Annotated in this window: 26 protein-coding genes; 7 read left to right on the top strand and 19 right to left on the bottom strand. The window is 38.4% G+C overall.

What is annotated here, in order from left to right; translation table 11 throughout:
• Positions 1-13 precede the first annotated feature (13 nt).
• Positions 14-1489 carry an aminotransferase class I/II-fold pyridoxal phosphate-dependent enzyme gene (locus AC0C45_RS10250; protein ID WP_013056060.1) on the top strand — a complete coding sequence of 492 codons (1476 nt, stop codon included), beginning with the start codon at positions 14-16 and terminating at the stop codon, positions 1487-1489.
• 34 nt (positions 1490-1523) lie between these two features.
• On the opposite strand, the gene AC0C45_RS10245 is transcribed toward AC0C45_RS10250, so the two are convergent.
• On the bottom strand, positions 1524-1649 hold the full coding sequence (locus tag AC0C45_RS10245) for a GapA-binding peptide SR1P (RefSeq protein WP_013056059.1): 126 nt from the start codon (positions 1647-1649) through the stop codon (positions 1524-1526).
• Between the two features lie 393 nt (positions 1650-2042).
• Here AC0C45_RS10245 and AC0C45_RS10240 point away from each other — a divergent pair, with 393 nt between their 5' ends.
• The gene (locus tag AC0C45_RS10240; RefSeq protein ID WP_016763438.1) at positions 2043-3563 is read left to right on the top strand and encodes a glycine betaine uptake BCCT transporter; all 1521 of its coding nucleotides are present in this window, start codon (positions 2043-2045) and stop codon (positions 3561-3563) included.
• A 49-nt stretch (positions 3564-3612) separates the two neighbouring features.
• Here AC0C45_RS10240 and AC0C45_RS10235 read toward each other — a convergent pair whose 3' ends face one another.
• The 6 genes from AC0C45_RS10235 to AC0C45_RS10210 all read right to left on the bottom strand — a co-directional run bounded on the left by AC0C45_RS10235 (position 3613) and on the right by AC0C45_RS10210 (position 10267).
• Positions 3613-3855: a hypothetical protein gene (locus AC0C45_RS10235; protein ID WP_016763437.1), complete on the bottom strand. Its 243-nt coding sequence runs from the start codon at positions 3853-3855 to the stop codon at positions 3613-3615.
• A 249-nt stretch (positions 3856-4104) separates the two neighbouring features.
• On the bottom strand, positions 4105-5517 hold the full coding sequence (gene lpdA, locus AC0C45_RS10230; RefSeq protein WP_013082295.1) for a dihydrolipoyl dehydrogenase: 1413 nt from the start codon (positions 5515-5517) through the stop codon (positions 4105-4107).
• 3 nt (positions 5518-5520) lie between these two features.
• On the bottom strand, positions 5521-6822 hold the full coding sequence (locus AC0C45_RS10225; protein WP_013082294.1) for a dihydrolipoamide acetyltransferase family protein: 1302 nt from the start codon (positions 6820-6822) through the stop codon (positions 5521-5523).
• Between the two features lie 102 nt (positions 6823-6924).
• Entirely contained in the window at positions 6925-7902 is a 978-nt protein-coding gene (locus AC0C45_RS10220; protein ID WP_013056055.1) for an alpha-ketoacid dehydrogenase subunit beta, read from the bottom strand.
• A 3-nt stretch (positions 7903-7905) separates the two neighbouring features.
• Entirely contained in the window at positions 7906-9021 is a 1116-nt protein-coding gene (pdhA, locus tag AC0C45_RS10215; RefSeq protein ID WP_013082293.1) for a pyruvate dehydrogenase (acetyl-transferring) E1 component subunit alpha, read from the bottom strand.
• A gap of 580 nt (positions 9022-9601) precedes the next feature.
• Positions 9602-10267: a YkyA family protein gene (locus AC0C45_RS10210; RefSeq protein WP_013082292.1), complete on the bottom strand. Its 666-nt coding sequence runs from the start codon at positions 10265-10267 to the stop codon at positions 9602-9604.
• 169 nt (positions 10268-10436) lie between these two features.
• On the opposite strand from AC0C45_RS10210, the gene AC0C45_RS10205 reads away from it, so the two are divergent.
• Positions 10437-10547, top strand: a complete 111-nt coding sequence (locus AC0C45_RS10205; RefSeq protein ID WP_016763434.1) for a YjcZ family sporulation protein — start codon at positions 10437-10439, stop codon at positions 10545-10547.
• Positions 10548-10720: 173 nt separating this feature from the next.
• The gene (gene def, locus AC0C45_RS10200) at positions 10721-11275 is read left to right on the top strand and encodes a peptide deformylase (protein WP_013056051.1); all 555 of its coding nucleotides are present in this window, start codon (positions 10721-10723) and stop codon (positions 11273-11275) included.
• Between the two features lie 28 nt (positions 11276-11303).
• Here def and AC0C45_RS10195 read toward each other — a convergent pair whose 3' ends face one another.
• A complete protein-coding gene (locus tag AC0C45_RS10195; protein ID WP_047933411.1) occupies positions 11304-12086 on the bottom strand; it encodes a Cof-type HAD-IIB family hydrolase in 783 nt (260 codons plus the stop codon).
• A 548-nt stretch (positions 12087-12634) separates the two neighbouring features.
• Here AC0C45_RS10195 and AC0C45_RS10190 point away from each other — a divergent pair.
• A complete protein-coding gene (locus AC0C45_RS10190) occupies positions 12635-12844 on the top strand; it encodes a DNA-dependent RNA polymerase subunit epsilon (RefSeq protein WP_013082289.1) in 210 nt (69 codons plus the stop codon).
• A gap of 5 nt (positions 12845-12849) precedes the next feature.
• Positions 12850-14517, top strand: a complete 1668-nt coding sequence (gene rnjA, locus AC0C45_RS10185; RefSeq protein WP_013056048.1) for a ribonuclease J1 — start codon at positions 12850-12852, stop codon at positions 14515-14517.
• A gap of 42 nt (positions 14518-14559) precedes the next feature.
• Here rnjA and AC0C45_RS10180 read toward each other — a convergent pair whose 3' ends face one another.
• The 6 genes from AC0C45_RS10180 to AC0C45_RS10155 form a co-directional block, all read right to left on the bottom strand.
• Positions 14560-15222, bottom strand: a complete 663-nt coding sequence (locus AC0C45_RS10180; RefSeq protein ID WP_013056047.1) for a potassium channel family protein — start codon at positions 15220-15222, stop codon at positions 14560-14562.
• Positions 15223-15373: 151 nt separating this feature from the next.
• Positions 15374-17179: an ABC transporter ATP-binding protein gene (locus AC0C45_RS10175; RefSeq protein ID WP_047933415.1), complete on the bottom strand. Its 1806-nt coding sequence runs from the start codon at positions 17177-17179 to the stop codon at positions 15374-15376.
• A gap of 15 nt (positions 17180-17194) precedes the next feature.
• Complete coding sequence (locus AC0C45_RS10170; RefSeq protein WP_016763431.1) at positions 17195-18931, bottom strand: ABC transporter ATP-binding protein; 1737 nt, start codon at positions 18929-18931, stop codon at positions 17195-17197.
• A 306-nt stretch (positions 18932-19237) separates the two neighbouring features.
• Entirely contained in the window at positions 19238-20134 is an 897-nt protein-coding gene (gene gnd, locus AC0C45_RS10165) for a phosphogluconate dehydrogenase (NAD(+)-dependent, decarboxylating) (RefSeq protein ID WP_013056044.1), read from the bottom strand.
• Between the two features lie 187 nt (positions 20135-20321).
• Entirely contained in the window at positions 20322-20768 is a 447-nt protein-coding gene (locus AC0C45_RS10160) for a redoxin domain-containing protein (protein WP_013056043.1), read from the bottom strand.
• 102 nt (positions 20769-20870) lie between these two features.
• Positions 20871-21419 carry a peroxiredoxin gene (locus tag AC0C45_RS10155; protein WP_013082283.1) on the bottom strand — a complete coding sequence of 183 codons (549 nt, stop codon included), beginning with the start codon at positions 21417-21419 and terminating at the stop codon, positions 20871-20873.
• A 356-nt stretch (positions 21420-21775) separates the two neighbouring features.
• Here AC0C45_RS10155 and AC0C45_RS10150 point away from each other — a divergent pair, with 356 nt between their 5' ends.
• On the top strand, positions 21776-22639 hold the full coding sequence (locus AC0C45_RS10150) for a mechanosensitive ion channel family protein (protein WP_016763429.1): 864 nt from the start codon (positions 21776-21778) through the stop codon (positions 22637-22639).
• Positions 22640-22675: 36 nt separating this feature from the next.
• Here AC0C45_RS10150 and AC0C45_RS10145 read toward each other — a convergent pair whose 3' ends face one another.
• The 5 genes from AC0C45_RS10145 to cbpB form a co-directional block, all read right to left on the bottom strand.
• Positions 22676-22921, bottom strand: a complete 246-nt coding sequence (locus tag AC0C45_RS10145; RefSeq protein WP_013056040.1) for a YkuS family protein — start codon at positions 22919-22921, stop codon at positions 22676-22678.
• A 56-nt stretch (positions 22922-22977) separates the two neighbouring features.
• Entirely contained in the window at positions 22978-24105 is a 1128-nt protein-coding gene (locus tag AC0C45_RS10140; protein ID WP_016763428.1) for an N-acetyldiaminopimelate deacetylase, read from the bottom strand.
• 144 nt (positions 24106-24249) lie between these two features.
• Positions 24250-24969, bottom strand: a complete 720-nt coding sequence (dapD, locus tag AC0C45_RS10135) for a 2,3,4,5-tetrahydropyridine-2,6-dicarboxylate N-acetyltransferase (RefSeq protein ID WP_013082280.1) — start codon at positions 24967-24969, stop codon at positions 24250-24252.
• Between the two features lie 129 nt (positions 24970-25098).
• The gene (locus tag AC0C45_RS10130) at positions 25099-25977 is read right to left on the bottom strand and encodes a LysR family transcriptional regulator (protein ID WP_013056037.1); all 879 of its coding nucleotides are present in this window, start codon (positions 25975-25977) and stop codon (positions 25099-25101) included.
• 99 nt (positions 25978-26076) lie between these two features.
• Positions 26077-26532, bottom strand: a complete 456-nt coding sequence (gene cbpB, locus AC0C45_RS10125; protein ID WP_013082279.1) for a cyclic-di-AMP-binding protein CbpB — start codon at positions 26530-26532, stop codon at positions 26077-26079.
• Positions 26533-26802: the final 270 nt, after the last annotated feature.

Genomic DNA, 26802 nt, shown 5'->3' with positions numbered 1-26802 from the left:
GTGTATAGCAAAGTTGTCTTCTCAATTTTCAACTCCATTATTTACTGGATTAGTTAATCACGCTAAGAAAAACCCAACACAATTCCATATCCCTGGACATAAAAAAGGAAATGGAATGGATCCTGAATTCCGCTCATTTATTGGCGATGATGCTTTATCCATTGATTTAATTAATATCGGTCCCCTTGATGACCTTCACCAGCCAAAAGGCATTATCAAACAAGCGCAGGATTTAGCTGCAGAAGCATTCGGTGCTGACCATACTTTTTTCTCTGTTCAAGGAACGAGCGGAGCAATTATGGCAATGGTCATGGCGACATGTGGGCCTGGAGATAAAATTATCGTTCCTAGAAACGTGCATAAATCTGTTATGAGTGCGATTGTTTTTTCAGGAGCTACGCCTATTTTTATTCACCCTGAAATTGACGAAAATCTTGGCATTTCTCACGGTATTACATCGGACTCTGTAGAAAAAGCCTTAAAGCAGCACCCTGAAGCAAAAGCAGTACTTGTTATCAATCCAACTTATTTTGGAATTTCCGGAGACCTTCGTAAAATCGTAGAAATTGCCCACTCGTATCAAGTGCCTGTACTTGTTGATGAAGCTCACGGCGTTCATATTCATTTCCATGATGATTTGCCTTTGTCTGCTATGCAGGCCGGTGCAGATATGGCAGCAACAAGCGTGCATAAATTAGGCGGCTCTATGACGCAAAGTTCAATTCTAAATATACGCGAAGGCTTAATTTCTCCAAAACGTGTACAGTCTATTTTAAGCATGCTGACAACAACATCAACATCTTATCTGCTGCTGGCTTCTTTAGATGTTGCCCGAAAACGTTTAGCTACAGAAGGAAAAGAGCTGGCTGAACGTGCAATTTCTCTTGCTGAAAAAGCACGAAAAGAAATTAATACCATTGAGCATATCCGATGTATAGGCAGAGAAATTTTAGGGACAAAAGCTACGTATGATTTAGACCCTACTAAATTAATTATTTCTGTTTCAGATTTAGGAATTACGGGCTATGACGTAGAAAAATGGATGCGTGAAGCTCATAATATCGAAGTTGAAATGTCTGACCTTTATAATATTCTATGTATTATCACGCCTGGAGATACAGAAGAAGATCTGTTACGTCTGGTCACGGCTCTGCGTGAGTTATCTGCAAAATTCCATAATCTTTCTGAGACAACGGCAAAACCGGCTATTTTATTGCCTGATATTCCTGTATTGGCTTTAACGCCTCGCGATGCTTTTTACGCTGAAACCGAAGTGGTACCTTTTCATGAGTCGGCAGGTCGTATTATTGCGGAATTTGTGATGGTCTATCCTCCTGGTATTCCTATTTTTATTCCTGGGGAAATCATCACTGAGGAAAATTTAACCTATATTGAAACAAACTTAGAGGCAGGTTTACCAGTGCAGGGTCCGGAAGATTTTGAATTAAAAACATTTCGTGTCATTAAAGAACATAAAGCAATTCAATAAAAAAGGTGCGGAAATCCGCACCTTTTTTTATTGATTAATCTAAATCTTCATCTGCTTTTTGACATTCTCCGCTTTTACATGTTGAGTATAATCGCGTCACTTTCTCATCTTCGAAATGATCAATTGTGCAGTTACATGTTTGACATACGATTGTTCCCATTTTGTAAACTCCCCTTTAACCGTCTTTTTTTGTAAGCGTTTTACAACTCTTGATATTATATTATTATGTCACATTAAATATGTCAACAACTAATTAGTATGTCACATTAAAAATATTTTTCTCATAAATGTTATATTTGTTTTCAAAAAGCTGAACGCTTAGCATCATATCTATTTATATGAAAAAACAATGTCTAATTTCAAATCTATTTCATCACTTTAAAATAATTACGAAAAATAAAAATTTGTTCTCTTTCCGCTTTTTCTTACTAATGGGGTAGACATTTCATACAAACTTCACTAAAATGTATAACCATGTGGTTTCATATATACCTGAAAAGGCTATATGAAACACTATGTTATGTAAAATAGAATAGGAAAGGAGTGTTAATCGATGAAAAAACTGACTCCCGTTTTTATCATTTCGGTTATTATTGCTGCAGTATTTATCGTATGGGGTGTTATTCCGGAATCTACGCTAGGAAGCGCAGCGCTCACACCTGTTACATCGGCAATACATAGTTTTATCATCGAGAAATTTGGCTGGTATTACTTACTAGCAGCTACATTATTCTTAGTTTTTACACTATACTTAATTTTTTCGAAGTACGGAAACATCAAACTAGGGAAGCCTGACGAAAAACCTCAGTATGGTTATGTCTCATGGTTTGCCATGTTATTTAGTGCTGGTATGGGCATTGGTCTTGTATTCTGGGGTGTCTCAGAACCAATCAATCATTTTCATACTCCACCTTCTGGTGAAGGCGGTACAGCAGAATCAGCTCGTGCAGCTCTACGCTATTCGTTTTTCCACTGGGGTTTACATCCTTGGGCTATTTATTCCGTTCTTGCACTGGCCCTTGCATATTTTCAATTTAGAAAAGGTTACCCGTTCATCATCAGCAATATTTTACGTCCACTACTAGGAAAACGTGTTGATGGGCCTCTTGGAACGATCATAAACGTCATCGCCGTATTTGCAACTGTCTTTGGGGTAGCAACATCTCTAGGACTTGGCGCTATTCAAATTACCGGTGGAGCCTCTTACTTGTCGCCAAGTATTGATAACAATTTCACGACTCAATTAATTGTTATTATTATCGTGACGATCTTGTTCATGCTGTCAGCACAGACAGGGCTGAACAAAGGTATTAAGTATTTGAGTAACATTAATATTGTTTTAGCTATTCTGCTAATGCTGTTCTTGTTATTTGCAGGTCCAACCAACTTTATTATGGACTTATTCGTTACAACCATTGGCAGCTACATTCAAAACTTGCCGTCAATGAGTTTTCGATTGAGCCCGTTTGATAACAGCACCTGGGTTCAAGATTGGACAATTTTCTACTGGGCCTGGTGGATTGCTTGGGCACCGTTTGTTGGTACGTTCATTGCTCGTATTTCACGAGGCAGAACCATTCGAGAATTTTTAATTGGTGTACTAGCTGTTCCGACCGTATTTGGTGGTTTATGGTTTGCCGTATTCGGAGGTTCTGGGGTCTATTTAGACTTTTTTAAAGACCTTCCTGTTATGGATGTTATTAATAATAAAGGAACAGAAGTTGCTTTATTCTATGTACTTGAACAGTTTCCATTTGGTACGTTCATGTCCATTGTCGCTATTTGCTTAATTGCTACATTCTTTATTACATCAGCTGACTCAGCTACATTTGTTTTAGGAATGCAGACAACAAATGGTGATCTAAATCCTTCAGGCTCTATTAAACTTACGTGGGGCTTAATTCAATCGTTAACAGCAATCATTCTGCTTTGGACAGGTGGTTTGGACGCGCTCCAAACAGCTGCGATTATAGCAGCACTTCCATTCTCAATTGTGCTAGTGCTAACGGTCTTCTCATTAATGAAAGCATTTAAAGAAGAAGGAGCATTGAAAAGAGAAAAGAAATCTGTGTAAGACAAAAAAAGCGTTAGCTTATATAAGCTAACGCTTTTTTTATGCAATCTTACGCTGTGCAAAATAAAATTAGTTGATAACATGTCAAGCAGACAGCTGAAGTTGTACCCGTCATCATAAGCGCCAGTCTTTTAGATTTGACGTTCATTTCTGCTATGCCGTAAGCTAAATAAGCAAATACTAAAAATAAAATAATTTTAGATGTCAACTGATCACGTTTTGATAGCAATTCAACCAGTGAATAACCCATCCAAATAACAATGTGTAAGCTCCAAACGAAATACGTCTTCATAGCTCCTACGCCGCCTTTTCATTCGTTATCCAAAAGAGCAGTTTTTTATCTACCTATAAGAAAGCACGTCCCACTTCATATGTATGCATCTAGAGCTCATTTAAGACTGCCTCAGCGTTTTTACACGTTTCTTCTAAAAAGGAGTACTCATCAGCAACAAAAACTGTCTGACAAGCACCTGGCACTTTGTGAAAACCGTTTTCTTCAAAAAAAAGCTGATGCGTACGCATCAGCTTTTTAAACCATTATTTATTTTACAATGTGAATTGGGCTTCCAATAGCTACTTCAGCAGCTTCCATTGTGATTTCACCTAATGTTGGGTGAGCGTGAATTGTTAATGCGATATCTTCAGCCGTTACGCCAGCTTCGATAGCAAGACCAAGCTCAGCGATCATGTCAGAGGCGCTAGGTCCAGCAATTTGAGCACCAACAACTACTCCGTCTTCTTTACGAGTGATAAGCTTCAAGAAGCCTTCTGCAGCGTTAAGTGCAAGTGCACGTCCGTTAGCAGCAAATGGGAATTTAGAAGCTTTAACAGCTAATCCTTCTTCTTTCGCTTGTGCTTCAGTATAACCTACAGATGCAAGCTCAGGCTCAGAGAATACAACTGCTGGAATTCCTAAGTAGTCAATTTCAGCAGGTTCGCCAGCAATTACTTCAGCTGCGATTTTACCTTCGTAAGAAGCTTTGTGTGCAAGTGGAGGTCCAGTTACGATATCACCAATTGCAAAGATGTTGCTTACAGATGTACGAGTTTGGTTATCGATTTCGATAAGACCACGGTCAGTCATTTTAACGCCAACTTGCTCAAGACCAAGCTCATCAGTGTTAGGACGACGACCTACAGTAACTAATACGTAGTCAGCATCGATTACTTTTGACTCTCCGCCTACTTCAAACGTAACTTGTACGCCGTCAGCAGTTTCTTCAACACCTTTAGCCATTGCTTTTGTATAAATTTCAACGTTTCCTTTTTTCTTAAGGTTACGTTTAACAAGTGAACTCATTTGTTTTTCAAAACCAGCTAAGATTTCATCAGCAGCTTCTACAAATGTAACTTCTGTACCGAAGTTAGCAAAAGCAGTACCAAGCTCAGTACCGATGTAACCTCCACCGATTACAACTAATTTTTTAGGAACTTCTTTAAGCGCTAATGCACCTGTAGAGTTGATTACGCGCTCAGAGAATTTGAATCCAGGGATCTCGATTGGGCGAGAACCAGTTGCAAGGATAGCATTTTTGAATTTGTACGTTTGTGCAGAATTTTCATCCATTACACGTACAGTTTCGCTGTCAACGAAGTAAGCTTCACCTTTTACGATGTCAACTTTGTTACCTTTAAGAAGGCCTTCAACACCGCCAGTAAGTTTGTTTACAACGCCGTTTTTGAATTCTTGAACTTTAGAGAAATCAACTGTTACGTTCTCAGCGATAATCCCCATGTCTTCAGAATGTTTAGCGTGTTCAAAACGGTGACCTGCAGCGATTAATGCTTTTGAAGGAATACAACCAACGTTTAAGCATACGCCTCCAAGGTTACCTTTTTCTACGATTGTAACTTTTTGACCTAATTGAGCTGCACGAATTGCTGCAACGTAGCCACCAGGGCCAGCACCAATGACAAGAGTATCAGTTTCGATTGGGAAATCTCCTACTACCATTTATTACGCCTCCATTAATAATAATTCTGGATCATTTAATAAACGCTTGATTTGGTTAAGAGCGTTTTGAGCTGTTGCGCCATCGATAATACGGTGGTCAAAGCTTAGTGATAATGCTAATACTGGAGCAATTACAATTTCACCGTCGCGTACAACTGGTTTTTCAGCGATACGTCCGATACCTAGAATTGCAACTTCTGGGTGGTTGATAACAGGAGTAAACCATTGTCCACCAGCAGAACCGATATTTGTGATTGTACAAGAAGCGCCTTTCATTTCAGCAGGAGCTAATTTACCATCACGTGCTTTTCCAGCAAGGTCGTTAATTTGATCAGAAATTTCGAACACAGATTTACGATCAGCATTTTTCACAACTGGTACTAAAAGACCTTTTTCAGTGTCAGCAGCGATACCGATGTTGTAGTAATGTTTTTGAATTACTTCATCAGTAGAGTCATCGATTGAAGTGTTAAGAGCTGGGAACTTCTTAAGTGCTGAAGTTAACGCTTTTACCACGTAAGGTAAGAATGTTAATTTAATACCTTGATCTGCTGCAACTGTTTTGAATTTTTTACGATGAGCAACAAGAGCTGTTACATCGATTTCATCCATTAATGTTACGTGTGGAGCAGTGTGTTTAGAGTTAACCATAGCTTTTGCGATTGCACGACGGATACCGCTCATTTTCTCGCGAGTTTCTGGTAGGTCGCCTTCAGGAATAGCTTGTGCTGCTGCTGCTTTTGGTTCAGCTGAAGCAGTTTCCTCTTTAGCTGGAGCTTCAGCAGTTGCTGTAGCTGTAGAACCACCAGATAGGAAGCCATCGATGTCATCTTTAACAATACGTCCGTTTTTACCTGAACCAGGAACAGCTTTAATGTCTACACCTTTTTCACGAGCATATTTGCGCACTGAAGGCATAGCAATTACTTTACGGTTAGGATCAACATCAGCTTGTGCTGCAGGAGCTGTTGCTTCTTCAGTCACTTCTTCAGTTGAAGCTTCTTCTTTAGCTTCTTCTGCTGGTGCATCATCATGATCGTCACCTTTGAATTTTAAGTCTTCGTATCCAGGAGCATCAAAAGTAACGATAACTTGTCCTACAGTAGCTACTGTACCTTCGTCAACTTTTACTTCTAATACTTTACCTTTTACAGGAGATGGGATTTCAACAACAGCTTTGTCATTTTGTACTTCTGCTAGTACATCATCCTCATCAATTTCATCTCCAGCTTTTACGAACCATTTTACAATTTCACCTTCGTGGATACCTTCACCGATATCCGGCAGTTTAAATTCAAATGCCACGTGTCTTCACCCTCCTAGTTAGTTGCGTTCAATTTGTTAGTGTTTATTTTATCTAAGACAGAAATCAGCACAAAGCTGATTTCTATCACAGTAAAATGCTAATTAAAATTCAAGTACTTTCTTAGCTGTTTCAACGATATCTTTGTGGTCTGGTAACCATACGCCCTCAGCTTGAGAGAATGGGAACACAGTATCCGGTGCTGTTACACGTAATACTGGTGCTTCTAAGCTTAAGATTGCACGATCGTTAATTTCAGCTACAACGTTAGCTGCGATACCAGCTTGTTTTTGAGCTTCTTGAACTACTACTACGCGACCAGTTTTTTCAACTGATGCAAGAATTGTATCGATATCTAAAGGTTGAACTGTACGTAAGTCCACTACTTCAGCAGAGATACCTTCTTTTTCTAGTTCTTCAGCTGCTTTTAATGATGAGTGTACCATTGCACCGTAAGCGATAAGCGTTACGTCTGTACCTTCACGTTTCACATCAGCTGTACCTAAATCAATTGTGTATGATTCTTCAGGTACTTCTTGACGGAATGAACGGTAAAGCTTCATGTGCTCTAAGTATACAACCGGATCGTTATCACGAATTGATGAAATTAAAAGACCTTTTGCATCGTATGGAGTTGAAGGAATTACAACTTTTAAACCAGGTTGAGATGCTACGATACCTTCTAAGCTATCAGCGTGAAGTTCTGGTGTATGAACGCCTCCACCGAATGGTGAACGGAATGTAATTGGTGCATTCCAGCGACCGCCAGAACGGTAGCGCATACGTGCAGCTTGACCTGATACAGAATCAAGTACTTCGTATACGAAACCAAAGAATTGAATTTCAGGAACCGGACGGAAACCTTGAGTCGATAGACCTACAGCAAGACCACCGATACCAGATTCAGCTAATGGCGTATCGAATACGCGATCTTCGCCGAATTCTTGTTGAAGACCTTCAGTCGCACGGAATACTCCACCGTTTACGCCAACGTCTTCACCAAAAACTAATACGTTTTCGTCGTTTTTCATTTCTGTGCGTAACGCATCAGTAATCGCTTGAATCATTGTCATTTGCGCCATGGCTTACTTCGACTCCTTCTCTTTGTAGATTTCATATTGCTCTTGTAAGTTTGAAGGCATAGTTTCGTACATGATTTCCATTAAATCTGTAACTTTTTGTTTTGGATAATCGTCAGCCTTCTTAATAGCTTGTTTGATATCTTCTTTAGCTTGCTCGATTACTTTGTTTTCTTCTTCTTCATTCCAGATGCCTTTAGCTTCTAAGAATTTACGGAAGCGAACAAGTGGATCTTTCTTTTCCCACTCAGTGTCAAGCTCAGCTGTACGATAACGAGTTGGATCGTCACCAGCCATTGTATGTGGACCATAACGGTAAGTTAATGTTTCAATTAAAGTTGGACCTTCACCGTTTACTGCACGCTCACGAGCTTCGCTTACTGCAACGTATACTGCTAGTGCATCCATACCGTCTACTTGAACGCCTGGGATACCAACAGCCGCTGCTTTTTGAGCGATTGTACGTGCTGCAGATTGCTTTTCAACTGGTGTTGAAATTGCAAAGCGGTTGTTTTGTACAACAAAGATTGCTGGAGCTTTGAATGCACCTGCGAAGTTCATACCTTCGTAGAAGTCACCTTGTGAAGCTCCGCCGTCACCTGTATAAGTGATCGCTACTGCTTTTTTACCGCGCTTTTTAAGACCTAGTGCCACACCAGCAGTTTGCACGATTTGTGCACCGATGATGATTTGTGGAGAAAGTATATCTACACCTTCTGGCGCTTGGTTACCGTGGAAATGACCACGAGAGAATAAGAACGCTTGATATAGTGGAAGACCATGCCAAATTAACTGAGGCACATCACGGTACCCAGGTAAAATGAAGTCTTCTTTTTCTAATGCGAAATGTGAAGCGATTTGAGAAGCTTCTTGCCCAGCAGTTGGTGCATAGAAACCTAAACGACCTTGACGGTTCAATGAAATTGAACGTTGATCAAGAATACGAGTGTATACCATGCGAGTCATTAACTCTTTTAATTTTTCGTCAGATAAATCTGGCAACGCTGATTTATTTACTACTTCGCCCTCTTCATTAAGAATTTGGAACGTTTGGTACTGCTCAGCGATTTTATCAAGTTGCTTTGATACATCAATAATAGCCTTTTTAGTTTTAGCAGCCATCTAAGTCACCTCTTCCTTTCATTTAAGCCGTATAAATTCATTTTACTAATCAAACAAACATACACGCTTTTAGAATGTCCCAAATGGACAAGTAAAAGTCATATTTTGTCGAGTAGCTTTTTGAATTCGCTAATCCTTAACATTTCTATGTATTCCCCAGCGAATTCTGTGCAAACATTTACGTAAAAGGAAAGTTTAAGCGAAACGAACGTTTCGTTAAACTGTATTAATTATTTTGCAAAAATGATTAATACAACACTTACTACGCTACCTAGTTTACAATACACTAAAACAGTTCGTCAATGCATTTACATCAAGAAATTACGCTTTTTTAGTTTGTGAAATAAAGCACATAAAAAAGACATGCTGTACTATTACACAGATGCAAACTGTATTATATGTTTTATAATAACCTTTTCTTTTTTTACGTCTGCACATCTCCTATCTTGCCACAAATAAACGATTTTTTAAAACAATAACCTTTTGTAATTTTTACGTGAATCATGTCGAAACTCTTTCTTTATTTCAGAAAACCTTCCTTTTCAGCCAAAAAAAAGACCTGTAAACTTCACAGGCCTTCTTATTTATCCTCGCTATTTTTCACCTTTAACTTCGTTTTGTTATAAAAATCCTCTTTGGCTTTGTTATAGTCAGCCGTTAATGTGTTAAACGCTTCTTTTTTCTTTTCAACTTCTTTATAAGTAGCATTGATCGAAGCGATTTGTGTTTCAAGATTCTCTAATTTCACATTGTCTTTTTCAAAGAGCGTATATAGCTGACGATCTAATTCAATGGAATGAAGATAGGCATCATGTAAGGACTGGTACGCCTTATAACGCTTCTTCATTAACGAAGATAGTTCAAGCGCCTCTTCTTTTGCTTTGCCATCCTCTAGTTTTTGGATCTTCGGCTCTGTCGCTTCAAATTGTTTTTGCGAAGCGCTGATGCTTTTTTCTTCTTTTTGTAATTTACTTTCACGCTCATCTAATAACTGCTGCGCTTTTTGTGCTTTATTTTTTATTTTCTTTTTATCTTTAATCCCTAGCTCAATAATTTGGTCGTATATCGCATTTTCTTGCTGTTCTAAATCAGCTAACGGTTTTTGCTGATCAGCAAATTGCTTTTCTTGTGCTACCACTTTTTCTAATCCATTATATACCTCAAGCTCAGGCGATGAGCCCTCTGCACATCCTGCTAGTGACATAGCAGCAATGCCGATAACTATATATCTTCCGATGCATTTCATATCTGGTAAATCCTCCCTTATTCATGGGTCATTATACAATTTTTGTAGGGAATTAGCAATTTATCTACACCCTTTTTCCACCTTTTAATATATTATACTAACCCAATCGTGAAAAAAAGGGAGTTTATTACTTTTTACCTTGGGATTGATAACTACGGGAGGTTACATTATGTTGGGTTATGGTGGATATGGCTGTGGCGGTTCTAATAAAGGTTTTGTGTTATTAATCGTACTGTTCATTTTATTAGTTATTATCGGCTGCAGCTGTGGCGGCTGGTAATTATACAATAAAAGCGGCTAACGGTCGCTTTTATTTTTCTTATGCATGTTTTTCCATATGTTTGATACATATAATTAGTAGAAACATTTATGTGGTCAAGGTCGAGGTAATGACTTTTTTATACGGATTTGGTACACTTTATACCTATAAAATAGCCTAGGGAGATGTGAAAGTTGATTACAATGAACGATATTATTCAAGACGGACACCCAACGCTGCGAGAAGTAGCAAAAGAAGTACCGTTACCTGCTTCAGAAGAAGACAAAAAGATTTTACATAGCTTATTAGAATATGTAAAAAACAGCCAAGATCCTGAAATTGCTGCTAAATATGGACTGCGATCTGGTATCGGGCTTGCCGCTCCTCAAATTAATGTATCAAAACGAATGATTGGGGTACACGTTACGGATGAAAAAGGCAAGCTATACAGCTATGCATTATTTAACCCTAAGATCATTAGCCACTCAGTTGAAAAGACATACCTTACAGGCGGTGAAGGCTGCTTGTCTGTCGATCAAGATATCCCAGGATTTGTTCCTCGATATGCACGTATCACAGTAAAAGGCACAACGCTTGAAGGCGAAGAAGTGAAAATTCGTTTGAAAGGTCTTCCTGCTGTTGTCTTTCAGCACGAAATTGATCATTTAGACGGAATTATGTTTTATGATTACATTAATAAAGAAAATCCATTTCAAGAACCTGAAAATGCTTTTCCATATGAACGCTAAAAAACGCGAGCTAGAGCTCGCGTTTTTCTTACTTTAATAATCCTACTAGCTCTAATCCGTGGAGAATACCATCTTCTGCTACATCTTTTGTAACAAGATTAGCAACTTCTTTCACGACTTCTTCCGCATTTCCCATCGCTACTCCATTTCCGACAAATTCTAGCATTTCGATATCGTTTAAGCCGTCTCCGAATGCATATACATCTTTTTTGTCAAAGCCAAGCTTTTCAATCATGATCTCAATTCCTCGCGCTTTTGATCCACCTTTTGGCAAAACATCAGTTGAAAATTCATGCCAGCGAATAAAGTCAAATTTCTTAAATTTTTCTTCATAAGGAGCTTCTTCTCCCGCTGTACAGAATAAGAGGGATTGATAAATTTCACGCCCTTCGAAATAAGTAGGATCGTGGTGAGGGTGGTTAAATCCAATTTTCAGCGTGCTGATGCTGGATTCGATATAGTCATGAAACTCAATGTTTGATTTCATATCTTCATGATCCATGTATACGACAGGGTGATCATGCTCAACAGCAAAAGCTGTTAAATCTTGAAGTTCTTCTTTATTTAACGGGTTTTTGTAAAGAACTTCTCCATTTAAAACAATGTACTGACCATTAAAGCTAATATATGTTTGAATATCCAACTCTTCACGCAGATCTTTAAACATAAAAGGAGCCCTTCCAGTTGCAATTGCCACTTCATGCCCCTGCTCTTTTAACAGCTGGACAGCTTTTTTTGTAGAAGCAGGCAGTTTTTTATCATGATCCAATAACGTTCCATCAATATCAAAAAAAATAATCTTTCGTTCCACGTTTATCACCTTATTTTTTATAATTTTTCATCTCTTTGTTAAGCCTTTCCAATTATATCAAACAAGCGCTGGTTTCTCTATAAATGGACGGTCCTATTTGCAATTTTTCCATATTTAACCACGAGAAACCTCTCCCTTTTCATCATATAATAAAAGTACAGAGAGAGACAGGCAGGTATTGCAAAAAACAAAGGAGCTGAAAAATCATGTTAAAAGATTTTCGAAAAAGGCTGCTAAAACGCTGGAATGAATTATTGCGTAAAAAAACGATGGCATAATCGATTTTTTTAGGGCTTTCTGTTGTAAAATTTGCAGAGTGTGTGTCTGCATCGTACAATGGAATAGCCCTTATTTTTTATACGCCCGGAAAATATAGTCTTGTATCCGTTTCCTATTAATATTATTCTATAATTAATTGACTTGTTATATTTAGATGACTAAAATGTAGTGAAAGCAAGTTTCTTTAGAAAATACATGAAATACATACACATTTTATAATATAATAAAATAAGTTATTTGAATTTCGGAATTAAGGAGAGATTTTTGTTATGATTTTTAAAGTTTATTTTCAAGAAAAAATGAGTGAAGTAGCTGTACGTGAAAATACAAAAACAGTGTATGTGAACGCAGATTCTGAGCGTGACGTTCGTCAAAAGTTAAAAGCGCGTTCAATTAATATTGAGTTTGTTCAAGCAGTGACTGGAGACTATCTAGAATATGAACAACAGCATGAAGATTTTAAAGTATTGGAGATATGATGAAAATGAAATTTGTAAAAAATAATCAAACGGCAGTTTTCGCCCTGGGTGGACTAGGCGAAATCGGTAAAAATACGTATGCCGTACAGTTTCAAGATGAAATTATTCTTATTGATGCAGGAATTAAATTCCCTGAAGATGAGCTTTTAGGAATTGACTACGTTATTCCTGACTACAGTTATTTAGTAAAAAATGCAGATAAAATCCGTGGCCTTTTCGTTACACATGGTCATGAAGATCACATCGGCGGAATTCCTTACTTATTAAGAGAATTAAACATTCCTATTTATGCAGGGAAATTAGCCCTTGGACTTCTTCGCAACAAATTAGACGAGCATGGGTTGCTTCGTACAGCTCAGCTTCATGAGATTACTGAAGATGACGTAATTAAATTCCGTAAAACATCGGTAACGTTCTTCCGCACAACTCACAGTATTCCTGATTCTTACGGAATTGTGGTAAAAACACCAAACGGACAAATCGTACATACAGGAGATTTCAAGTTTGATTTTACACCAGTGGGCGAACCGGCTAACTTAACAAAAATGGCTGAAATCGGTAAAGAAGGCGTTCTATGCTTGCTTTCAGACAGTACAAACAGTGAAATTCCTAACTTTACGATGTCTGAGCGCCGCGTAGGTGACAGCATTCATGACATTTTCCGTAAAGTAGACGGCCGTATTATTTTTGCAACGTTTGCTTCAAATATTCACCGCTTACAGCAAGTAGTGGAAGCAGCCGTATTGCATAACCGTAAAGTTGCTGTATTCGGACGCAGTATGGAAGCAGCTATTGAGATTGGCCAACAGCTTGGATATATTTCATGTCCAAAAGATACGTTCATTGAGCCGTCTCAAATTAACCGAATTCCAGCTAACCGCGTGACTATTTTATGTACAGGCAGCCAAGGTGAACCGATGGCAGCGCTATCTAGAATTGCAAACGGTACTCACCGCCAAATTCAAATTATCCCTGGAGATACGGTTGTATTCTCATCTTCACCTATTCCAGGAAATACAGTAAGTGTTAGCAAAACAATTGATATGCTATTCCGTGCAGGAGCAGAGGTTATTCACGGTGCTCTAAACGATATCCATACTTCTGGACACGGCGGACAGGAAGAGCAAAAATTAATGCTTCGTTTGATGAAACCAAAATACTTTATGCCAATTCACGGTGAGTATCGCATGCAGAAGATGCACATCAAACTTGCAACAGACTGTGGAGTTCCTGAAGAAAACTGCTTCATTATGGATAATGGAGAGGTGCTAGCTTTAAGCGACAGCGAAGCTTCAGTAGCCGGCAAAATCCCTTCAGGCTCTGTATATATTGACGGAAGCGGAATTGGTGACATTGGAAATATCGTACTTCGTGATCGCCGCATTTTATCTGAAGAAGGTCTTGTTATTGTGGTTGTAAGCATCAATATGAAAGACTTCAAGATCGCTGCTGGTCCAGACATTATCTCTCGTGGTTTTGTTTATATGCGCGAATCTGGCGACTTAATTAATGATGCACAGTCCCTCATTACAAAACACTTGAACAAAGTGATGGAACGTCGTACGTCACAATGGTCTGAGATTAAAAATGAAATCACAGACACATTGGCTCCATTCCTTTACGAAAAAACAAAGCGCCGTCCAATGATTTTACCAATCATTATGGAGGTTTAATAAAAGAAAAAGAGCAGATGCAATTGCATCTGCTCTTTTTTATTAAGCACTGGCAAATTTATTTTCGAAGCGGTTGATATCTGCATCTGCTCCAATAACAATCAACACGTCCCCTTCTTGAATCGTTTCGGACGCCTGAGGAGAAACGATGATATCTCGATCACGCTTAATGGCTACAATGTTAATGCCATATTTTGCACGAATGTCTAACTCAATCAGCGTATTGCCAGCCATTCTTTTGCTCGCTACTAATTCGACAATACTGTGTTCTTCAGATAGCTCTAAATAATCTAGCACGCTGTTTGAAATCATGTTATTGGCAATTCTTCGGCCCATATCTCGTTCGGGATGCACGATAAAATTGGCGCCAATTTTTGATAATACTTTGGCGTGATAATCATTTTGCGCTTTTACCGTTATTTTTTCAACACCCAGCTCTTTTAAAATAAGGGTCGTCAAAATACTTGCCTGAATATTGTCACCAATAGCTACGATAACATGATCAAAATTACGAATTCCTAAACTTTTTAGAACCCCTTCATCCATTGAATCGCCTACTACTGCATGGGAAGCAACGTTAGCATACTCATTTACCTTTTCTTCATCAATATCAATCGCCAGAACTTCCATTCCTTGATCGCTTAATGTTTTACAAATACTTCCTCCAAATCTACCTAATCCGATGACTGCAAATTCTTTTTTCATTTGAATTCCTCCATTATGTACAGGAAAAAATCTGAACTACCGTTATTTTACCACAATTCTTTTGTATCAACCTCATTTTCCCGTTAACACTTATATCTCTTTACTATTTCTCACACTCATAGAAAAACAGAAGGATCAGCTCCCTCTGTTTTTAAGCTGTAGCATGGGTTTGAACAAGGTAATAATATACGCCTTTTTGCTGCATTAGTTCCCCGTGATTCCCCGTTTCAATAATGCTTCCATGATCTAATACAATGATCTTATCTGCTTCTCGTATAGTAGATAACCGATGAGCAATCATGATGGCCGTTCTGTTTTTTAACAGCGTTTTGAGCGCCTGTTGAATCTTCACTTCTGTTTCTGTATCGATGCTTGCTGTCGCTTCATCTAAAATGATAATACGAGGATTAGCCAACAGCGTTCGAGCAAATGAAATCAATTGACGCTCTCCCACGGATAAGACGTTTCCTCGCTCTTCTACTTCCGTATCATAGCCTTTTTTCAGACGCTTTATAAAATCTGCAGCCCCTACCGCTTCTGCGGCCTTAATCACTTCCTCATCAGTAGCATCCGGTTTTCCAAACCGAATGTTTTCCATAATAGTTCCTGAAAAAATAAAGGTTTCTTGCAGCACAATACTAATTTGCGCTCGTAAACTCGCTAGCGTAATATCTTGAATAGGCATATTATCAATTAAAATCTGCCCTTCGTTTACATCATAAAAACGTGTGATTAAATTAGCAATGGACGTTTTTCCAGATCCAGTATGCCCCACTAAAGCAACCGTTTGGCCTTCTTTTATGTCAATTGATACGTTGTTTAAAGCTTTCCGCTTCCCATCATAGGAAAATGAGACGTGCTTGAACTCAACTTTTCCTTTCATATCCTCTAAAGACGTAGCGGTTTCCAAATCTGCGACGAGAGGTTTTTCATCTAGAAATTCAAAAATACGCTCGGATGAAGCCATTCCCATTAATAATTGATTATACACTTGCCCTAAACGAGAAATCGGTTCCCAAAACATTCCAAGATAAAAAGCAAATGATACAAAAATACCAATTGTTAGCCGTTCATCTTGAATAAGTACAGCACCGAACCAAATTAAAATAGCCGTTCCGACAGCATTTGTGAGTTCTACAAACGGTCGAAACATGGCATTTTTTCGAGTAGCTTGCCTCCAGCTCTCGTAATTTTCATTGTTTATGCGCTCAAAAAACAGCATATTTTCTTGTTCTTGAGCAAATGATTGAGTGACGCGAATGCCTTGAATACTCTCATTTAAATGTGAATTTAATACTGACTGCTTCATACGAACAACTTGCCACGATCGACGGATTCTTCTTCTCAGCTTTGTGGAAATCAAAAACATAATCGGTAAAATGATTAAAACAGCACATGTCAAAGCAGGACTGAGAGAAAATAATATAACTACAATCCCAACTAACAATAAGAGGTCCATAAACAGGTTAACTACCCCGTTGGTAAATAAATCTTGAAGAGAGTTAATATCATTCATGATCCTTACAAGAATAGAGCCTCCTGAACGCGTATCAAAAAACCGGTGCGACAGCCCTTGAATATGCGTAAATAAATGTTTTCTTAAATCATATATAACGTGCTGCCCGAGTTGGTTCATCCATTTAATTCGAAAGATATTCGAAATATAAGATAGTACATACAAGCTAAAGATTATGAAAACTAACTGCATGAGCAGCGTGCTATTTTTATCTTTTACAGCATGATCAAGCGTATATACACCTATCAAAATAGGAATAGCGAGTCTAATGACCGTTGTGATAATGACCATAAGAAACGAGAAAGGAAGCAAGTTTTTTCGATATGGATGAAGATAACGAAACAAGCGGGCCATTTGCTTCCAGTTAAACATCTTATCAATGATTTGATCTGTTTGATAATAAAAGCGCTCTCGCACAACTTTATTTTTTCCGGCTTCCATTCTATTCCTCCCTTGTTATACGTTCATCACTGACGTATTGCTTTCATATTGAATGTCATAAATATTTTTATAAATCCCTTCCTTTTGAATGAGCGTTTTATGGCTTCCTCTCTCTTTTATTTGACCTTCATGCAAGACTAAGATTTCATCGGCATGTCGCAAAGAAGAAAGGCGGTGTGCGATAATAAACGTAGTACGATTTTTCATCACTTCTTTTAAAGCCAATTGAATTTCTCTTTCTGTTTTCATATCAACAGCACTCGTGGCATCATCTAATACTAAGATGCTAGGGTTTAAGATAAGCGCTCGTGCAATTGCAATGCGCTGCTTTTGTCCGCCTGATAACCCCAGTCCTCTCTCTCCCAGCATCGTGTCATACCCATCCGGAAGCTCCATAATAAAGTCATGCGCCTGCGCTCGTTTTGCAGCATCAATAATGTCTTCTCTAGAAATACCCGGCACGCCATAGGAAATGTTGGTTCCTATACTGCTTGAGAACAAAAAGGTTTCTTGAAGTACAAAGCCAATTTCTTTTCGAAGAACAGGAAGCGGATACTCTTTAATCGGACGATGGTTAACTAAGATTTGTCCTGAAGTCGGTTCGTAAAACCTCGTGAGCAGCTGGGTTAAGCTTGTTTTGCCGGCTCCAGTTGCTCCGATTAAACCTACTACTTTTCCTTTAGAAGCAGAAAAAGATATGTTCTCAAGCGACTTTTTTTCTTCGTTTGGATAGGATAAGCTAACATGTTGAAACTCGACCGTTCCATTAATAGAGAAACTTCCGGCATGCTCATGGACTTTTTCTTCTTCTTCTAAAATTTCTAGCAGCCTTTCACCTGAAGCTTTAGACTGTGAAAACATATTGATAACAAACCCTAGATTCATAATAGGCCACATTAAATAAGAGGTTAAGCTAAAGAAAGCAACAAGCTCTCCCGGACGTACGCTTCCGTTCATAACAAGCGCTCCTCCGTACGCAAGGAGACCAACAATAGATAAGTTTCCTATAAACTCCATTAAGGGGAAATAAGTTGCCCACACATTCGCGGTTTCAATGTTTCGATTTTTATAAACTCCGTTGGACTCGTTAAATTTAGATGTTTGAAATTTTTCTCTTGATAATGACTTGACCGTTTGTATGCCGCTTATATTTTCTTGAACATTTGTATTAAGTTCCCCAAACGATTGGCGAATTAAGCGAAACGCTGGATGAACGCGCTTATCAAAGCGATAAACAGCTACCCCCAAAAAAGGCAGCAGGCAGATTGTGACGAGAGTGAGTGAAATAGAGTAATAGAACATAACGGAAAAGCTGGCAGTAAGTAAAATAACGAAGCGAATTAATTCTGAGAATCCAAAAGATAGAAAAAAACGAAATCCTTCTACATCAGCTGTCAACCTGGACATCAAGTCCCCTGTTTTAGCATTGTCATAGTAAGAAAACGGTAAATACTGAAGTTTGCGGTAAAGTTTATTGCGAAGAGTATACACGGACTTAATTCCAAATAAGTCGCCGTAATATTGCTGAATATATGTAAAGATTCCTTTGACAATCATTAGCCCAATAAAAATAAATGCTACATTATCGACTAGCTGATATTGTTTTCCTAACACAATATGATCAATCGTATATTGCAGCACAATAGGGTAAATCACAGTGATTGAGGTTACAAACAACAAGCAAATAGCAGAATAAAAAAAGTACATTCGGTACGGCAAATAAAAATCTTTTAGTTTTTTAAACGTTTCCATATACCCCGTCCTTCCTTTAGCTAAAATGCGGCACACATATTTAAATATATCGGTTTCCGAAATAAATTACCATAATTTTTAGATATTTTTTCAAAAAAAGGTAAATAGTCATAAAAAAGAGGCTCGGATATAACTAAATGAATTCAATCTAAAGACGAACAAATGGAATACATGAGTTGAACTGCTAGAAAGATCTACACAGACGAAACTATCCACCATAACAAAAAAACGAACCACTAATCAAACATGTTGATCAATGGTTCGTTTTTCAATTCGTCTAAAATACGTTTGTTCCAGCCTGTTTTTTTATTGTTTTTCTACTGCGTGTCCGCCGAACTCATTGCGAAGAGCGGCAACTACTTTACCTGTAAACGTATCGTCTTCAAGTGAGCGATAGCGCATCATTAACGATAGAGCAATAACTGGCGTTGGCACTTGTAAATCTAGAGCGGATTCAACCGTCCATTTTCCTTCACCGGAAGAATGCATAACTCCTTTAATACTGTCCAGTTTTGCATCTTTTGAAAATGCACGTTCCATTAATTCGATTAACCATGAGCGAATAACAGAGCCATTATTCCATACGCGGGCTACAGCTTCATAGTCATAGTCAAATTCACTTTTCTCTAACACATCAAAGCCTTCAGCAATTGCTTGCATCATGCCGTACTCAATTCCGTTATGGACCATTTTCAAGAAGTGGCCGCTTCCTGCTGCACCTGAATAGAGATAGCCGTTTTCTACGTTGATGTCGCGGAAAATAGGTTCGATTGTAGCAAATGCTTCTTTATCTCCCCCAATCATCATACAAGCGCCGTTTCGGGCACCTTCCATTCCGCCGCTTGTTCCAACATCAAAGTAGTGAATTCCTTTTTCAGCAGAAGCTGCAGCACGTCGTACAGAATCTTTATACTTGGAATTACCGCCTTCAATAATCATATCTCCTTCTTCAAGTAGTTCTTGGAGCTCAGAAATTACTTTTTCTGTGAGCTCCCCAGCTGGAACCATTACCCAAGCAATGCGTGGTTTTTCTAATTTGCTCACTAATTCTTTAATGGAAGAAGCGCCTTCTGCTCCCTTTTCTGCTACTTTCTGTACGGCTTCGTTGTTTACATCGAATGCTACCACAGAATGGTTATGATCTAGTAAATTCAATACTAAGTTTGCTCCCATTTTCCCTAAGCCAATCATACCTAATTTCATATGTAAATTACCTCCAATAGTAAGTTTCGTATCATGTTGTTAGTGTTAGTATGGTGTAAACTCACAAGAAAAAATCCACATTTTTATATTTCCTTTATCAGTTACTTCCTACACACAAAAAAGAAAAACATTCGATGCAAGTTCTACTAAGCATCGAATGCTTTTCACCTGTTACAACTGCCTGTATTTATTCGTTCTCGCCTAATACACGATTCACGCGCTTTTCAAGCATTTTCATACCGCTTCCACCAGCTTGGAAGTGGCGTAGTTGACCTGTTTTGTCAAATACATAATATGCCGGTACATATTGATTTTCAAATGCATCCGTTAATTTATGCTCACTGTCTACAAAAATTGGCTGCGTAATATCATGTTCTGCTGCTACTTCTTTAATCTTTGATAAGTCTAAATCATCTTCAGAGCGCGGCATATGAACTGCTACTACGTTTAATTGATCTTTGTACTGGTCGCGAAATTCATTTACTTGAGGCATTGCTTCTTTACATAAATGACAGCTTACTGACCAAAAATGAATAAGCGTTGGCTTTTCGCCGATTAGCTGCTCTTTTGTAACCTCTCCGTTTAACCATTCTGTAGCGCCCGTTAACTCAGGCATTGGCTGACGTAATTTCATGAATAAAAGCCTCCCTTATTTTCACTATTATTAACTATATGTTCTTTATTATCCGATGAAAAAAAGGCCTAACGTGGACGTTAGACCTTTTAAACGTTGTGCTTACGCGTTTAAAGTAGCTTGACCTGGTTTCCAGTTAGCTGGGCAAAGTCCGCCAGTTTGTAACGCTTGAAGAACACGTAAAGTTTCATCAACGTCACGGCCAATATTGTTGTGGTTTACAACTGAATATTGTAATTCGCCTTCTGGGCTGATGATGTATAAACCGCGAAGTGCTACACCTTCTTCTTCAATTAAAACGCCGTACTCACGAGAAACAACGTGATTTGTATCAGCTGCTAATGGATATTTAAGATCACCTAAACCATTATCTTTACGATCAGTGTTGATCCAAGCTAAGTGTGTATGGATTGTGTCTGTAGAAACACCGATTACTTCTGCGTCAAGATCTTCAAACTCATCATAACGGTCAGAAAGTGCAGTGATTTCTGTTGGACATACAAATGTAAAGTCCATTGGATAGAAGAATAATACTGTCCATTTGTCATTTTTAATATTTTCTTCTAAGCTAACTTTACCGAATTCTTTGTTTGATAATACAGCTTCCATTTCAAAGCGTGGAGCTTGTTTACCTACCATACGTTCTGGCATACATGATCCCTCCAAATAATTATTAAATGAGAAAATGCATAAAACATTCTCACTTATGTACTGTTATAACGGTTTTCATTATAATGGATATTGTTTTTTTAGTCAATATTAATTAAGAATTAATTTAAACAACACCTTATAATGGCAATATAGTTGTTATGCCCGCCTTTAGGGCAAATTAAACCCTGACTTCAGCAAAAAAATGCTATAAAAGGGTTGCATTTATTTACCTTCTCAGTTTAGCATGTCTAATATCGGGAATAAACAAATGTGCTCATACTCTTACAAAATATTTTCCAGAGAATAAATTCCCACTTATTAATATTGAAACAGAACATAGGAAGGATGAACAATTAATGTTTAAGATGCAAGACATCAACTGGGAACAGCTTCTTACCAATGCTGGAGTTATTGTGTTAAAACTCATTGCTATTACCATTGTATTTTTACTTGTACGAGCAATTGGTAAAAAAGTTATTGAACGTTCCTTTGAAAAAATGAGTGAGCGAGAAAATGCTACGCGCGGACGTATGCTCACACTCAAAAGTTTAACCGTTAATGTGTTTTCATATGTACTTATTTTTATTTTTGTCGTCATGCTGCTTGAAGCAGTAAATATCCACGCCACAGCTTTATTAGCTGGTGCCGGAGTTGTTGGCCTAGCAATCGGGTTCGGTGCTCAAGGACTGGTTAGCGACGTTGTAACAGGTTTCTTTTTGCTTCTTGAAAAACAGCTTGATGTTGACGACTATGTCACAACCGGAAGTTTTTCAGGAATTGTCGAATCAGTAGGTCTTCGTACTACTCAAATTCGCGGATTTGATGGAACTCTACACTATGTGCCTAACCGTGAAATTACAAGTTTAAGCAATCATTCCCGAGGCAATATGCGTGCGTTGATTGATATTGGCATTTCGTATGATGATGATATTGACAAAGCTATTTCCGTACTAGAAAAAGTATGCGAACGCGTTGCTGCAACAAATGAAAACATTGTAGAAGGCCCAAACGTGATAGGAGTTCAAGGCCTAGGCGCATCGGACGTTGTGCTTCGTGTAGTTGGCAAAGCTAAAAACGGTGAACAGTGGGGAGTTGAACGTCAGCTTCGCAAAGAGTTTAAAGAAGCGTTTGACGCAAACGGTATTGATATTCCGTTCCCTCATCAAGTAAATATTGATAAAAAGCAGCCTGAAGATGCCAAGCAGCCTCAGCATGCATAAAAAATAGCCGAAGGATTTATATCCTTCGGCTTTCTTTTATCCTTGTACTTTGTTGCCTACTTGCTGACAAATTTCTTCTGCTGTTAATCCGCTAGCTGTAATAACTGAGCCTTGCGTTACTGCATCAGAAATCCCCATTACGTTTGAATCCTGTCCTGTTACAACACAGCAATCGCACCCTTGTGCATCACTTTCGTTGCGTAATTGTACCACTTCGTGTCCGAGCTGCTGAAGTGCAGCCTGTACATCTGTTAAACCGTATTCTACACCAATTCGTGCCATCGTTGCCCACCTCCTCATGGTATTAATTTAGCCATAAGGAAAAATGATTATACGATTTATTGATTGCCTTTATGTTCAAAATATTTTGTAATAAGTGAAATCGCAATGTCTATTGCGCCTTCATGAGGCTGCAGCTTTGCATGATGAAGCCCATATTCAGACTGAACGCCAAGCCAAAACATAAATCCAGGAATATCTTTTAGCATATAGCCAAAATCTTCTCCCGTCATTGCTTCTTTGCACTCAATCACATCCACGTTCGTTTGCGCTTTGGCAAATTCCATGAACTCTCGCGTGACTTCATGGTGATTATATACTTGATGATACATACAGCCATAATCAATGGCTGTTTCACACTGATATCCCACTTCTACTCCTTTAACAATCGCTTCAATTCGTTCTTTAACACGCGTCATTGATTCAGGAGATAGCGTGCGAATGGTTCCTTCTATGCGAGCTCGCTCCGCAATAATATTTTGAACCGTCCCGCCTTGAATTTTTCCTACTGTAATTACAGCGCTGTCTAGCGGATCAACGTTGCGAGCAACAATAGTTTGAAGCTGTGAAACGAGCTGACATGCAGCAACTACCATATCATTTGTTGTATGTGGATAAGCAGCATGGCCACCTTTTCCTTTTAAATCAATAAATAGCTCAGACGTGTTAGCAAATAGCAACCCTTCCTTCAGCGCAATCGACCCAACCGGATATTCAGGCGCTACGTGAAGGGCGAAGATGAAATCTGGAAGCCATTCTTTCATGATATCGCTTTGGAGCATTGGCTGTGCTCCTCCTGGCCCCTCTTCTGCAGGTTGAAAGATAAACAGTACATTATCTTTGATTTCATGCTGAGCAAAGTAAGTCAGTACGCCTAGCCCAATGGCCATATGCATATCATGTCCGCAGGCATGCATAAGTCCTTCATGCTGTGATTGAAAAGAATAATTCGTTTCTTCCGTGATAGGAAGCCCGTCAATATCTGCTCGGTAGCCTATTGTTTTAGTTGGATTTTTACCATGTACTTTAACAAAGAGTCCTGTTTTCCACGTCTTTACTTCTAAGCGCTCTTGCGGAAGAGTTTTAATATAATCAAGCAAAAAACGCTGTGTTTTCACCTCTTGAAACCCTAATTCAGGAATTTTATGTAGCTCTCTTCTTATTTTCACAAATTCATTTTCAGCCATGTGTATGTCCTCCTCACGAAATAAAGAAGAAAGCGTGGTTGCCCACGCTTCCAACTTGTCCCTATGATACGTTCAAGGATTCAGTATCCCAATCGCTAAAACCTATTAATTCAGCAAAGAAAAAGCGCAAACCGATTGTTTTTCTTATTCTTCGTTTAATTGACGCAATTCTTGCTTGATTTCTGTTTTAGACTTTGTTTTTTCGTCAATTTCTTTAATAACGCGAGCCGGCGTACCTGCTACTACTGTGTAAGGAGCTACATCTTCTACCACAATTGCACCTGCAGCAACTACGGCACCTTTACCTACTGTTACACCTTCAAGAACAACAGCATTAGCACCGATTACTACATCATCTTCTACTACAACTGGTTTTGCAGAAGGTGGCTCAATAACACCAGCTAATACAGAACCTGCACCGATGTGACAGTTTTTACCTACTGTTGCACGACCACCAAGTACTACGTTCATGTCGATCATTGTTCCTTCACCGATCACCGAGCCGATGTTAATAGATGCACCCATCATAATAACAGCGTTGTCCCCGATTTCAACTTGATCGCGAATAATAGCGCCTGGCTCAATACGAGCTTTAATTCCTTTCATATCTAATAAAGGAATCGCAGAGTTGCGGCGATCGTTTTCAATTACGTAGTCTTCAATTTTTCCTTCGTTTGCTTCAATAGCAGCTTTGATTTCTTTCCATTCGCCAAATACTACACCTGTGTTTCCCGTTACGAATGTTTTAGAAGATGAACCAAAGTCAATTCCTTCTACTTCACCTTTTACGTAAACTTTTACCGGTGTTGATTTTGTGCTGTTTTGAATAAATGAGATAATCTCATTAGCATCCATCATTTTCATTATGTATTCCTCCTAAGTAAGCAATGTCTCATTTAATGTAACAAAATGCTTTCACAATGACAAGCATCATTATCGTTTTAATAAAAAGATAACGATTGCAAATAAAAAAAGCGAGCATCTAGGCTCGCTTTAGACCGTTTCTCTTACATATTCACGTACAATATCAACAAATGCTCGAACTTGCTTCAGCTTAAACGCTGATTCATATCCAACTAAAGAAGTGTCTCGCGTAATTGGCTCTCCATTTGCTTTCAGAAGCGGCGTCCGGTGAATATGGCTTCCAGCTTCTTTAATAGCAATCGATGGTAAAATAGCGAAGCCAAGACCATTTAAAGCCATTTGCTTACACGTCTCAATCTGATCCACTACAATCGTACGCTTCGGTGTAGTATGAAACTCTCGATGCCACCATTCTAAAATTTCTTGATAATACGTTGAGTCACTTTTAAATTGAATAAATGGTCGATGAGTATTTACTACTTCCGCTGCCCTTTCAATTTCTGAATCAACTAGGTAAAGAGGATCTGTAAACAAATGTTCTTTGACACCTTTCCAATCCGGATTTCCGCGTATGATTCCAATATGTACCTCATCTTCGTACAGATAGCGAAGCATTTCACTGCTCCATCCGGTTACAAGAGAGATTTTAGCATGTGGGTAACGATCCATATAGCGTTTTAACACCGCCGGCAGCCAGTGCTGTCCAATAATCGAAGCCACCGCTAATTTGAGTGTACCATATACCTCATTATCTAAATGATGCAAGTCCTCACGAACCCGATCTTCTTTTTCTACCACTTCTTTTGCAAATTGAACAATCTTTTCTCCAGCAGGCGTTAATGACAGTCCTTTTTGCGAACGAATGAAGATTTGTGTATCCCATGCTTTTTCAATGGTTTGCAGCCTCTGTGATAAAGCTGGTTGTGATACAAATAATCTCTCTGCAGCTTTTCTCATATTTAATTCTTGAGCTAATACAACGAGCATTCGACATTCTATTAATTGCATTCAGTTATTCCTTTCAAGCCTCTTTTTACTTTCATTTTACCTTTATCATATAAGAAAAAAACGGAGAAAGATAGGCTGAAACACGATTTCTTAAAAAAATTATTGAAATAACTCTTTCGGGAGAATGATGGACTGCCTTCTTAATGACTTTAACAAATTTCTTCGTGTTAAAATCCCTTCAAAAATGCCATCTTCATTCTCTACGCACAAAAAAGGATGGTTAATCATGGCATTTATGACTTTTAATACGGATTTTTTCATGGAGACACGAGGAACATTTTGATTCATAACTTCTTCTACTTTCATGGTTTCTAATCGTTCAAATTCAATGCGCTTTAATCCTAAAATCGAATCTAAAATAAGCGTCATACTCACGAACCCCTGCAGCTGAAACCTTGGATTTAATACGGGAATGGACGTATAGCCAGTCTTTGTTAACACAAGCAAAGCATGTTCTAAATTATTTCCCACTTGAACATGAGCAACTTTATCAGAAGTGACAAGCAAATCTCGAAGTTCAATTTGATTTAACTGATTGTGATCAATATCAATCATTTATACATTCTCCTTCCATTTCTCATAACTTCCACGTGTGTAAAGAGAAAAAGAACAAGCTACAAAATGAAAATAGCTTGCTTACGTAAATGCGAATCTTTAAGAGGGAATAGAAACAGACACAATCGATGTTCTCCCTTATATGTTAAGTCTAGATTTTTTTAAAACAAGTGTCAACGAAAGTTCATAATTATCTGAATTTTTTATTTTGATTTTTTTACAGCATTCGACCCGTTCCTTCTATTTATCAGAAAATCCGCTATCACTTTG

Source organism: Priestia sp. VA7, from assembly GCF_055710015.1.
Note: the sequence above shows the minus strand (reverse complement) of the source record. Positions and strands in the feature narration are given on the sequence as shown.

Bases quoted from the DNA above. Each gene is read 5' to 3' on its own strand.
- rnjA (WP_013056048.1), top strand. From the start codon at position 12,850: ATGAAATTTGTAAAAAATAATCAAACGGCAGTTTTCGCCCTGGGTGGA.
- gnd (WP_013056044.1), bottom strand. From the start codon at position 20,134: ATGAAATTAGGTATGATTGGCTTAGGGAAAATGGGAGCAAACTTAGTA.
- pdhA (WP_013082293.1), bottom strand. From the start codon at position 9,021: ATGGCTGCTAAAACTAAAAAGGCTATTATTGATGTATCAAAGCAACTT.
- dapD (WP_013082280.1), bottom strand. From the start codon at position 24,969: ATGAAAATGATGGATGCTAATGAGATTATCTCATTTATTCAAAACAGC.
- AC0C45_RS10190 (WP_013082289.1), top strand. From the start codon at position 12,635: ATGATTTTTAAAGTTTATTTTCAAGAAAAAATGAGTGAAGTAGCTGTA.
- lpdA (WP_013082295.1), bottom strand. From the start codon at position 5,517: ATGGTAGTAGGAGATTTCCCAATCGAAACTGATACTCTTGTCATTGGT.
- AC0C45_RS10240 (WP_016763438.1), top strand. From the start codon at position 2,043: ATGAAAAAACTGACTCCCGTTTTTATCATTTCGGTTATTATTGCTGCA.
- AC0C45_RS10205 (WP_016763434.1), top strand. From the start codon at position 10,437: ATGTTGGGTTATGGTGGATATGGCTGTGGCGGTTCTAATAAAGGTTTT.
- AC0C45_RS10180 (WP_013056047.1), bottom strand. From the start codon at position 15,222: ATGAAAAAAGAATTTGCAGTCATCGGATTAGGTAGATTTGGAGGAAGT.
- AC0C45_RS10220 (WP_013056055.1), bottom strand. From the start codon at position 7,902: ATGGCGCAAATGACAATGATTCAAGCGATTACTGATGCGTTACGCACA.
- AC0C45_RS10155 (WP_013082283.1), bottom strand. From the start codon at position 21,419: ATGCCAGAACGTATGGTAGGTAAACAAGCTCCACGCTTTGAAATGGAA.
- AC0C45_RS10175 (WP_047933415.1), bottom strand. From the start codon at position 17,179: ATGGAAGCCGGAAAAAATAAAGTTGTGCGAGAGCGCTTTTATTATCAA.
- AC0C45_RS10150 (WP_016763429.1), top strand. From the start codon at position 21,776: ATGTTTAAGATGCAAGACATCAACTGGGAACAGCTTCTTACCAATGCT.
- AC0C45_RS10130 (WP_013056037.1), bottom strand. From the start codon at position 25,977: ATGCAATTAATAGAATGTCGAATGCTCGTTGTATTAGCTCAAGAATTA.
- AC0C45_RS10140 (WP_016763428.1), bottom strand. From the start codon at position 24,105: ATGGCTGAAAATGAATTTGTGAAAATAAGAAGAGAGCTACATAAAATT.
- AC0C45_RS10145 (WP_013056040.1), bottom strand. From the start codon at position 22,921: ATGGCACGAATTGGTGTAGAATACGGTTTAACAGATGTACAGGCTGCA.
- AC0C45_RS10170 (WP_016763431.1), bottom strand. From the start codon at position 18,931: ATGGAAACGTTTAAAAAACTAAAAGATTTTTATTTGCCGTACCGAATG.
- AC0C45_RS10210 (WP_013082292.1), bottom strand. From the start codon at position 10,267: ATGAAATGCATCGGAAGATATATAGTTATCGGCATTGCTGCTATGTCA.
- AC0C45_RS10245 (WP_013056059.1), bottom strand. From the start codon at position 1,649: ATGGGAACAATCGTATGTCAAACATGTAACTGCACAATTGATCATTTC.
- cbpB (WP_013082279.1), bottom strand. From the start codon at position 26,532: ATGATTGATATTGATCACAATCAGTTAAATCAAATTGAACTTCGAGAT.
- AC0C45_RS10235 (WP_016763437.1), bottom strand. From the start codon at position 3,855: ATGAAGACGTATTTCGTTTGGAGCTTACACATTGTTATTTGGATGGGT.
- AC0C45_RS10160 (WP_013056043.1), bottom strand. From the start codon at position 20,768: ATGAAATTACGTCAGCCAATGCCTGAGTTAACGGGCGCTACAGAATGG.